At 67.6% G+C, this 9,101-nt stretch carries 12 protein-coding genes and 1 pseudogene; all 13 read right to left on the minus strand.

Annotated elements, in window-relative coordinates; translation table 11 throughout:
- Nucleotides 1–96: 96 nt before the first annotated feature.
- Nucleotides 97–534, minus strand: coding sequence for a hypothetical protein (locus tag ASE14_RS07525; RefSeq protein WP_157372862.1), 438 nt, complete (start codon nt 532–534; stop codon nt 97–99).
- A 10-nt stretch (nt 535–544) separates the two neighbouring features.
- A complete protein-coding gene (locus tag ASE14_RS07530; protein ID WP_056653025.1) occupies nt 545–2,365 on the minus strand; it encodes a hypothetical protein in 1,821 nt (606 codons plus the stop codon).
- The gene (locus ASE14_RS07535) at nt 2,365–2,652 is read right to left on the minus strand and encodes a hypothetical protein (RefSeq protein ID WP_056653028.1); all 288 of its coding nucleotides are present in this window, start codon (nt 2,650–2,652) and stop codon (nt 2,365–2,367) included. The genes ASE14_RS07530 and ASE14_RS07535 overlap by 1 nt, the downstream gene beginning before the upstream one ends.
- 92 nt (nt 2,653–2,744) lie before the next feature.
- Nucleotides 2,745–2,885, minus strand: a complete 141-nt coding sequence (locus ASE14_RS21105; RefSeq protein ID WP_235511138.1) for a hypothetical protein — start codon at nt 2,883–2,885, stop codon at nt 2,745–2,747.
- Complete coding sequence (locus ASE14_RS21110; RefSeq protein WP_235511139.1) at nt 2,852–3,043, minus strand: hypothetical protein; 192 nt, start codon at nt 3,041–3,043, stop codon at nt 2,852–2,854. The genes ASE14_RS21105 and ASE14_RS21110 overlap by 34 nt, the downstream gene beginning before the upstream one ends.
- Before the next feature lie 155 nt (nt 3,044–3,198).
- A complete protein-coding gene (locus ASE14_RS07545) occupies nt 3,199–4,089 on the minus strand; it encodes a hypothetical protein (protein WP_056653034.1) in 891 nt (296 codons plus the stop codon).
- Nucleotides 4,086–4,298 (minus strand): hypothetical protein, encoded by a 213-nt coding sequence (locus tag ASE14_RS07550; protein ID WP_056653037.1) that lies wholly within the window; start codon nt 4,296–4,298, stop codon nt 4,086–4,088. Before ASE14_RS07550 ends, ASE14_RS07545 begins: the two co-directional genes overlap by 4 nt.
- Nucleotides 4,299–4,520: 222 nt before the next feature.
- Nucleotides 4,521–4,779 (minus strand): annotated as a pseudogene (locus ASE14_RS21115) (WXG100 family type VII secretion target); the annotation flags it as partial.
- Between the two features lie 307 nt (nt 4,780–5,086).
- Complete coding sequence (locus tag ASE14_RS07565; protein ID WP_056653045.1) at nt 5,087–5,968, minus strand: hypothetical protein; 882 nt, start codon at nt 5,966–5,968, stop codon at nt 5,087–5,089.
- On the minus strand, nt 5,965–6,582 hold the full coding sequence (locus ASE14_RS07570; RefSeq protein ID WP_056653049.1) for a hypothetical protein: 618 nt from the start codon (nt 6,580–6,582) through the stop codon (nt 5,965–5,967). The genes ASE14_RS07565 and ASE14_RS07570 overlap by 4 nt, the downstream gene beginning before the upstream one ends.
- Nucleotides 6,579–7,190, minus strand: coding sequence for a hypothetical protein (locus ASE14_RS07575; RefSeq protein WP_056653052.1), 612 nt, complete (start codon nt 7,188–7,190; stop codon nt 6,579–6,581). The genes ASE14_RS07570 and ASE14_RS07575 overlap by 4 nt, the downstream gene beginning before the upstream one ends.
- A 29-nt stretch (nt 7,191–7,219) precedes the next feature.
- Nucleotides 7,220–8,608, minus strand: coding sequence for a hypothetical protein (locus tag ASE14_RS07580; RefSeq protein WP_056653055.1), 1,389 nt, complete (start codon nt 8,606–8,608; stop codon nt 7,220–7,222).
- Nucleotides 8,605–8,907: a hypothetical protein gene (locus tag ASE14_RS07585; protein ID WP_056653056.1), complete on the minus strand. Its 303-nt coding sequence runs from the start codon at nt 8,905–8,907 to the stop codon at nt 8,605–8,607. The genes ASE14_RS07580 and ASE14_RS07585 overlap by 4 nt, the downstream gene beginning before the upstream one ends.
- Nucleotides 8,908–9,101: the final 194 nt, after the last annotated feature.

Here is a 9,101-nt window from a genome sequence, read left to right on the forward strand (position 1 = left end):
AGGCGAACCGCTTCACCGTGTGGCGACCTCGATCCTTGGACGCAGGCTGTCGATCCGGCAGCGCGAACGAGAGTCGTGCGCGCTCCGCGGCGCGACTCAAGACTGGTCCGCGTACACGCGGAGCGACTCGACTGGGATGCTTGCCATCTTGGGGTCGATCATGAAGACCCCGTCGAGGCCCGAGGCCTCCAACGGCTCCTCGAGATCGAGCATGTCACCCGACGATCCCCGCGCGATGAGTCGCACGCTCTCGTACCCGTCGGGCACCGTCTCGCCGATCGCTCGCAGAGCATCTTCGAGGGCGTCGGCGGCGAGCGTCTCATCGGTCAAGCCGAGCTCGACGAACAGGTAGCGCGAGAAACCGTCGAGACCCTCCTCGACGAACACCTCGTCGAAGGCCGATGACGATTCGCGTACCGCTTGCTTGACCGTCTCCAGCCCGCCTCCAGGACCGGGCCGCGCGCACGCCGACATCGTCAAGACGACGGAGAGCATCACGCCTCCGATGACCAACCCACGAATGTTCTTCAGCACACCTCGCACTTTACTCACTGAACGCATACTGCTCCTGCTCGACGACCTCACCGAAGAACTCCGAGAAGCCGTCATCGATTGTCGGATCCGCCGACAACAAGTCCTGTGCGGTCTGCTCGTAGGCCGCATTGTTGTGCGGCTGTGCATCGTAGGGCTGGCCGGTCGTTGGATTCGTACCGGCCGGCACGGGCACAGAATACGTTGACCACGTATCGGTATCGGGCGGGCGGGCGGTGAGGTCGAGCGTGTGCACGACGTCGCCGTCGTGCTGCATCGAGACGACCTCCGTCTTCGGCGGGATCGCCATGTCGTCGATCGGCGCCCCGTACGCGAGCACCGCTTGAAAATTGAACTCGCTCGATCGGTTCGCAGCGAGGTGGCCGGCCAGGATGCCGCCCTGGCTGAAACCGACGAGCATGACCGGGTCGCTGGGCTGGATCCCCGCCTGCCGCATGGCCTCCATGACGGCACGTTCGTACTGGGTTCGCACCTCTGGGAAGAGCCGGAGAACGATATTGGTATCGAGGTCGTTGACTGCGCCGTCGCCGTTCATGTCCTCACCGAAGAAGACACCTGCGGCCTGCCAATCCTGCGTGCTCGGCAGCGTCACGACGTACCGCGGCGGTTCGCCCTCGATCCGTTTGATGTCGACGACGGTCTGCGACTCGCCACCCATCATGTCTGCGAACCCCTCGGCGGCAACGAAGTCGTCGAGACTGTCCATGCGCTCGACATCATTGGCGCGCTGCCAAGCGGCGAGCGACTGGCGATCGTTCTCATCAGGCGCGAACTCGCCTACTTCGGGGGTCGGGGCGAAGATCTCGATCGCGACCCGCCATGCGAGGACCGCTCCGAGGAACGTCACCGCGCTGAGCACCAGCGCCCAGAAGAGCGGACTGCTGAGGATCAGCACGGCAAGCGTGACGACCGTCGCGAGGATCAGTGCGAGGGCCGCCGTGACGATGAGCACCAGCGCCACCGTGATCGCGAGCACGCCGGCGATGATCGCGACAGCGATGAACGCCAGCACCGCCGCGGCGACCACGACGATCACGAGCGCCGCGAGCGCGATCGCTGCGACCACGAGTGCGGCGACGACTGCGAGCCCGAGCAGCACGAGCGCTGCGACGACCACGAGCACCGCGGCGATGAGCACGAGGACTGCCGCGACGACGGCGAGGATGGCGCCGACCACCGCGGCGGCGATCGCGAGGAGCACCTGCCCGACCGCTTCGAAGAAGTCGCCGATCGAGCTCCAGAGGTCGTCCCAGAACGAGTCGTTCAGGTCACTGCCCTCGACGACGGAGCGGATGCGCCCGATGGCGACTTCAGCGGCACGGTCCCTGGCGGCCAGCGCATCCGCGTGGCGCTGCTCCGCCGCGGCGCCGGCGGCCGAGAATCCCTCTGCGGCCGTCGCGAGTCCGCTGATCGATCGCTCGAGCGTGCGCGTCTCGCTCGCCTCGGCATCGGGGGCGAGACCTCGGAGCTCCTCGCGCAGCGCGCTCGCACGACGCGATGCCGCCTGCTCATCGGCCGCGGCATCCGCTGCATCGCGTTCGGCGCGCTCCGCCTCCTCCTGTGCCGCCTCGAGCGCGGCCGCGAAGTCGACGAGGGCGTCGCCGGTCTCCGCGTAGCGGCGTTCTGCGCCGCCGATCTCCGACGCGAGTCGAGCGGCATCCTCGCGCACCCGGTCGATGGCGAGACTCACCATCGCCCCAGGGCGGGCGATCTCCTCAAGGTCGGCGACCGCGGTGCGGATCGCCGTCGCCGTCTCGCGATAGTGCTGACCCGTGCGACGCAGGACGACGGGGTCCCCGGGGATGGCACCCATCAGGCACCGCCTTCGGATGTCGCGAGCGACCGATCGAGGTCGTTGAACGCCTGCTCGATGTCGCCGAGCGCGCCGGCGAGCTTCTCGAGGTTGTCGGCGAAGTCGCGCCGACGGTCGTCCCACGTCGAGGCGAACCGCTCGACCGTGTCGGCGAGTCCGTCGTGGCCGCAGGCGGAGGCCGCCGCGTGCGCAGTGTCGTCTGACGCGTCGAACGTGCGCTTCACTGTGCGCGCCTGGGTCGCCGCGTCACTGACGACGGTCAGGTCGAGCCGGATGAGGTCGGACATGTTCGCTCCTTGGGCGACGTCGTTCATGGCCGGATACGGCACGAGCGGGGAAGGACGAAAGGCCCTTCCCCGCACGAAGCTCACTCAGCGGCTCAGTTGCCGGCGAGTGCCTGGTCGGTGTCCTTGATCGCCTGCATCATCTTGCGCAGGGACTCGCCCATGTCGCTGATGCCCTCGATCGCCTTCTCGAGACCCGTGGTCAGCTCGTTGTAGCCCTCACCGAACTTGCCCACTTGCCCGACGCGTGCTGCGTCTTGAAGTCGTCGCCGAGGAGACGGTCGACATCGTCCTTCAGACGGCGAAGCACGTCGCCGATCTCCTCACGACCGCTGTCGAGCTTGCCGGCCATCGACTCCATCTCGCCGTAAGACGCCTTGAAATCCGCCATCATCAACCCAATCACTCAAACCTTCGCCACCCGGAACCGGGCGGCCATCACGAGACTACGACAACCCGCCGGCGCAGAGAATGGGGAGGACTCCCCATCGGCGCGGTGACGTGCGTCCCTGCCCCGAGGCGTACCGCGCCGAGGTTCCACACCGAGGGCTACACGAGGTATCGGGCCGCGACCCATCCGGTCGCGCGGAGCCGTTTCACCGACGAAGCCGGGAGGATCCCGCGGCGCGCGATCTCGGCGACCGCGGCCGCAAATGCTGCGTCCAGCCCGTCGAACGACGCCGAGGTCAGACGTGACAGCTGCTCATTCACCCGATCCTGGGCGTCCTCGCTCGCGCTCAGGAGTTCCATCCGCTCGCCGGCGCCGGCGCGCGCACCCGACGGGGGGTGAAGCCTGCCGCCCGATACACCGCGGCTCGCCTCCTTCTGCGCGGCGATCGCCAACGGCACCGCGACGGCGCAGAGCACGACAGCGGCGACCAGGGCAACCATGCCGGCGGCTTCGGCCTCGCCGAGAACGCGGAACGTCATGCCGATCACGGCCGCGACGCCCATGACGGCGGCCGTCCACACGAACCCGGCACGCATGACGGCCGCTGAGTTGGCTCGCTGCGCACGCAGTTCGTCGCGTTCGCGGCGTGCGAAGGCGACACCGACACCGAGCAGCACGAGCGCCACCCCGACGCTGATCACCACGGTGGGCGCGACCACGTGGATCTGGTCGAGCTCGGTTCCACCCGTGAGTCGGCCTGCGCCCGCCGCCGCACCCATCGCCCAGGCCGCGGCGAACACTGCGATGAGGTCAGGCCCGGGTGTCACGGTTCTCGCAGGTTTCGTACTCCCGCCCAGCAGCGCCCGTTCGAGCGGCGCGACTCGCGCATCGAACGCGCGGTCGACACCCCGCACACTGTCAGCCACAGCTGGATCGGCCGAGTCGAGCACCGCCTCTTGTACGCGGCGGGCCACCTGACGCGGCGAATCGCCTGAATCGAGCGGCATCGTCCGTGCCAGCGTTGTCGCGGCCTCGAGCAGGTCGTTCATTCCCCCTCCAGTCTGACCGAAGCGACGACCTGATCCGCATGCGCCATCAACACGGTGGCGAAGGACACGCGATCGGCGATGGCGGTCGCCACCAGGAGCGAGTCGCCGCGCCGGAACGCAAAGTTGAATCGTGCCCCCGACCGACCTTCCTCGGATGAATCGGTGATGATCGCCGCACGACGACCGGCGCCCCAGTAGTCGTTCGTCACGGTTTCGACAGCCGGGTGGAGCACCGCGGTCTCGTCGGCGACGACCGAAAGGCCCTTCCCCGCTCGAAGCTCACTCAGCGGCTCAGTTGCCGGCGAGCGCCTGGTCGGTGTCCTTGATCGCCTGCATCATCTTGCGCAGGGACTCGCCCATGTCGCTGATGCCCTCGATCGCCTTCTCGAGACCCGTGGTCAGCTCGTTGTAGCCCTCACCGAACTTGCCCNGGATCGCCTGCATCATCTTGCGCAGGGACTCGCCCATGTCGCTGATGCCCTCGATCGCCTTCTCGAGACCCGTGGTCAGCTCGTTGTAGCCCTCACCGAACTTGCCCGACGCGTGCTGCGTCTTGAAGTCATCGCCGAGGAGACGGTCGACATCGTCCTTCAGACGGCGAAGCACGTCGCCGATCTCCTCACGACCACTGTCGAGCTTGCCGGCCATCGACTCCATCTCGCCGTAAGACGCCTTGAAATCCGCCATCATCAACCCAATCACTCAAACCTTCGCCACCCGGAACCGGGCGGCCATCANCTTGCCCGACGCGTGCTGCGTCTTGAAGTCGTCGCCGAGGAGACGGTCGACATCGTCCTTCAGACGGCGAAGCACGTCGCCGATCTCCTCACGACCACTGTCGAGCTTGCCGGCCATCGACTCCATCTCGCCGTAAGACGCCTTGAAATCCGCCATCATCAACCCAATCACTCAAACCTTCGCCACCCGGAACCGGGCGGCCATCATGAGACTATGGCAACCCGCCGCACCTCGAGAATGGGGAGGACTCCCCATCCGGTCATCGCCAGTCGGCTCGCGAGCGAACACGCTCCAGGGCCGAGTCGAACTCCTCCGCCGTCAGCGAGCCGCGGTCGTGGAGCAGCGCGATCGCCTCGAGCTCGGCCGCGAGCAGCGCCGCGCGCTCGTCTCGGGTGCTCGCTTGGTAGACCTGCCTGCGCCACTGCAGGAGCCCCTGATCGACCGCCGCTTGGAACTCGGGCGTCGCCGCGACATCCGCGGGCACGCCGATGCGAGGCTTGCGCCCCGCGGCCCACATCGGTCGTTCGCGATCGTGCCGGAAGGCTGCCACGGCCAGGATGACGCTTCCGACCGTCGACACGAACTGCAGCACGAGCCCGACGATCGCCTCGGGGTACGCGACCACGTCCTGGATCGCGCCGAGGACGATGAAGACGCCGACCGCCCAGATCGCGGCGACGAACACGAACATCGGAGCCCCGAAGTTGCCTCCGCGGTAGAGCGGATTCGAGGTGCGCCTCGGTTCGAGCCAGATGAACAGCGCCAAGGCGACGGCCATGAGGATGCCAGACGGGAGTGCTCCGACGAGCGGATCGAACGCGCGGCCGTTCCGCCCGGTCATGATCAGGGCGGGAGCCGCGAGAGCCAGCACGAACGCGATGACGCTGACCCAGGTGTATGCGCGCGAGACCTTCGTCGGTGCTTCGTCCGCGGTCCCGGGTCGTAGGCGGCCGTACTCGGCCATTTCGATGCCCAGCCTGGCGTTGGGATATGCGGCCGCTGCCTCGGGGTGCGCGTTGAGCACCGCGAGTTGCGGCACAGCTGCGATCGCCTCGCCTGCGGAGAGCGTCTCGGGCAACTCGGCCACGGCTGCCGCCACGGCGGCCTTCGCGTCGGCGGTGAGCCTGCTCGGATCGCTCATGCGTCGGCCTCCCGTTGACCGGAGAGCACAGCTGGGTCGAGACCGCCGATGAGTCGGTCCGTGTCGCCGAGCCGTTGGGACAGCGCTCGCGGATCCGCGTCGATCGTGACGAGGTACACGAGCCACTCGCCGGAGACCGCGAGCCATTCTCCCTTCGCCATGATCCCGGGCGTCGCCGTCCCATCGGCTCCGCCGGAGTCCGATCCGGTGAACGGGAGCAGGGAGAGCCGGCGCACGGCGCTGTCGAAATCCGTCACCTCGAGTGCGTCGACGGCGGGTTCGATCACGGCCCGTTCGAGTTCGGGAAGCATCTCTGCTGCGACGGCACCATCGTGACCGTGCTGCTGCATGAATACGTCGACCCAGCCGGCGGGATCGCCGTCGATCGGGAAGTACCAGAAACGGGCGGAGACGTCCTCGCTCGAGTACCCTGCGATCGCGAGGGCGTGATCACGAATGGCCTCGACATACGGCTCGGCACCATCCCGGGCACGGGTCGTCTCGTCGGCGAGCCATTCGGCCCACTCGGCCGGTCCGTCCCACGGCTCGCGCGACCATTCGACGGGAACCCTGATCCACCGTTCGGTGTCGTACGGGATCTGCACGATGGTCATGCGGCGGGCACCCAGGTGAACGTGGACATGATCGCCTCGCCGATGAAGACCAGCCCCTTGGCCAGCTCCGTCGAATCCGGATCGTCGACGGAGAGCACGGTGTACTGGAAGAGGAGCGCCTTTCGACCGTCGCCTCCGGGCACCGGCACGAGGTAGATGAGCTCGTCGGTGATGATCAGCGCCGACTCGTCGCGAAGCTCAGACCGACGACGGATGAGGCGCATGTCGACGTCGGCCGGTGGCACCTCGACGGGCGCGGACTTCGCGAGGCGTGAGACCGCCGTGTCCCAGCTGACTCCGTCGGGGATGACGAACGGCGACACGGCGAGCATCGCCGGCATCGGTGCACCTGGTTCACGCTCGGGCGCGAGATACACCTCGAACACCCCACGCTCGCGGAGGGCGGACTTGAGCGTGCTGAGCATCGTGCGGAACTGCAGCACGAGGTCGGGTCGGCCGGCGCTCTTCATGGCCGCGATGGCTGGAGCGGCGGCGTCGTTGCCGACGAGGGCGGCGGGCGGCAGCTTCGTCCAGCCGGGCGGGCACAGCAGGCTGTACGACACCCTCGCGGTGCGTTCTCCGGTCAGCTCCTCACGGAGCGAGGCCATGTGTTCTCCTCTTGGTCTGGACGACGCTGTTATCGACCCTTGACCCAGTCGACGGCGTCTCCGATGAAGTCCGGCATGTCGGGAAGCGGGACCTCGACCCCTTGCAGTCCTTGATACGTGCCGTAACCAGCATTCCAGACGTTCACGCCCTGGCCCACCATGCCCGGCATGCCACTGTACTGCGCCGCCCAGGTCGCTGCGCGCTCGCCCGCGGGGAGCATACCCGCGCCCGGCCACCCCGAGGCGAGGCGCTGGGAGAGCGTGAACGCCTGCCCGTCGACGATCGAGCCGCCGCTGCGGATCGCATTCCACGCGTTCGTCGCCCAGCCGCCGCGGTTGGCTGCCAGGAAGGCGTCGGCCAGCCCAGGAGCGGCAAGCTCGCGAGCACCCCTGTTCCCGGCGAACCGACCCGCACCCGTCACGGTCTGCAGATCCCGAATGATGGCGTTCCGACCGACAGCGAGGAACCCCTGCGATGCGTTGTTCAAGCCGAGCGCACCGCGGAACGCCGAACCGGAGCCTCGGAGCAGACCGAGCGAACGGACCCCCGGTCCGACGGCTTTGGCGAACGCACCGAGGAAGGGGACGACACTCAGGGTGTCGAACGCGATATCGGTCCAACTCACACGCTTCGAACCGCAGGCCATCATGACCACGTGGGCGACGAGCGCGACGATGCCGGCGACTGCCGCGACCGCGAGCGTGATCGGGCCGCCGATGACCAGCGCCGCGATGACCGCGACCGTGCCGATGACCGTCGCGACGGTCGCGATCTGGTCGAGCGCGTCCTCCCACCAGGAGTCGTTGATGCCCGACGCGTCGATGGCGTCCTCCATGCCGCTCACCGCGGCGTCGTACGCGGACTCCCAGTTCGCGAATCCGCTGTCGAACGAGGTCCAAAGCTCGTCGAGCGACGATTCCGCTGCCGACGACGCGCTCCGCGCATCTGCGAGATTCGACGACGCGACATCCTTCTGCGAGTCAGTCGCCTCCGTCTCCCAGAGCCAGGTCGTGTCGTAGTCGTCGACCTTGCTCTTGGCGGCGCGCTCCTCGTCGAGCGCGTCCTCGTGCGCCTGGTGCGCTGCGATGATCTGCTCGACGAGCGGGTCGACCGTGCTGGTGCGCGCCGTGCGGAGTGCGCTCGCATAGGTCACGAGCACTGGGCCGGACTTCTCGTACCGAGCGCCGACCTTTCGGAGGTCGCCGTGCAGTTCCCGAGCGGACTCGCGCACCTTGTCGAGGCTCTCAGCCGTGTACTTCTCGTCATCACCGAGCTTCTTGAGCTCGTCGGCAGTCGCGGACATCCGCTCGCCGATGTCGATGTAGTGACGACCGGCCTTCTCGATCTCGTCGGCGGAGCCGTCGAGCACGCGCGCGGGGACGCCCTTCGGCGACGTCAGTCCGACACCGTATGTCATGAGGTCTCTCCGGAAGTCGCGAGCTGCTTGTCGGTCTCGGTGAACTGGTCCACGATGGCCTGCAGGTGGTCGCGGATGTTCGTCAGCCCGTCGAGGATGACCTCGCGGTTGCCGTCCCACCCGCCCTCGAAGTCGCCCACCTTGCGCTCGAGCTGGGTGCGACCGTGCGGACGACCGACGGCGTCCTTCACGTCGTCCGTCGTGTCGCCGATGTTCTCGAATTCGGTGACGAAGGTGCTCAGGTCCTTCGTCATCGATGTGAGGTCATCGAAGTCCAGGTCGATATCCGGCCCCGCCATGCTGCGTTCCTTCCATTGCGGAGAGGCGGGACGCCTGATCGACGCCCCGACTCACTGGGATGCTCAGTTGCCGGCGAGCGCCTGGTCGGTGTCCTGGATCGCCTGCATCATCTTGCGCAGGGACTCGCCCATGTCGCTGATGCCCTCGATCGCCTTCTCGAGACCCGTGGTCAGCTCGTTGTAGCCCTCACCGA

The sequence above is a fragment of the Agromyces sp. Root81 genome (genome assembly GCF_001429165.1).
Classification (GTDB): domain Bacteria; phylum Actinomycetota; class Actinomycetes; order Actinomycetales; family Microbacteriaceae; genus Agromyces.

Bases quoted from the DNA above. Each gene is read 5' to 3' on its own strand.
- ASE14_RS07530 (WP_056653025.1), bottom strand. From the start codon at position 2,365: ATGGGTGCCATCCCCGGGGACCCCGTCGTCCTGCGTCGCACGGGTCAG.
- ASE14_RS07535 (WP_056653028.1), bottom strand. From the start codon at position 2,652: ATGTCCGACCTCATCCGGCTCGACCTGACCGTCGTCAGTGACGCGGCG.
- ASE14_RS21110 (WP_235511139.1), bottom strand. From the start codon at position 3,043: ATGATGGCGGATTTCAAGGCGTCTTACGGCGAGATGGAGTCGATGGCC.
- ASE14_RS07545 (WP_056653034.1), bottom strand. From the start codon at position 4,089: ATGAACGACCTGCTCGAGGCCGCGACAACGCTGGCACGGACGATGCCG.
- ASE14_RS07565 (WP_056653045.1), bottom strand. From the start codon at position 5,968: ATGAGCGATCCGAGCAGGCTCACCGCCGACGCGAAGGCCGCCGTGGCG.
- ASE14_RS07570 (WP_056653049.1), bottom strand. From the start codon at position 6,582: ATGACCATCGTGCAGATCCCGTACGACACCGAACGGTGGATCAGGGTT.
- ASE14_RS07575 (WP_056653052.1), bottom strand. From the start codon at position 7,190: ATGGCCTCGCTCCGTGAGGAGCTGACCGGAGAACGCACCGCGAGGGTG.
- ASE14_RS07580 (WP_056653055.1), bottom strand. From the start codon at position 8,608: ATGACATACGGTGTCGGACTGACGTCGCCGAAGGGCGTCCCCGCGCGC.
- ASE14_RS07585 (WP_056653056.1), bottom strand. From the start codon at position 8,907: ATGGCGGGGCCGGATATCGACCTGGACTTCGATGACCTCACATCGATG.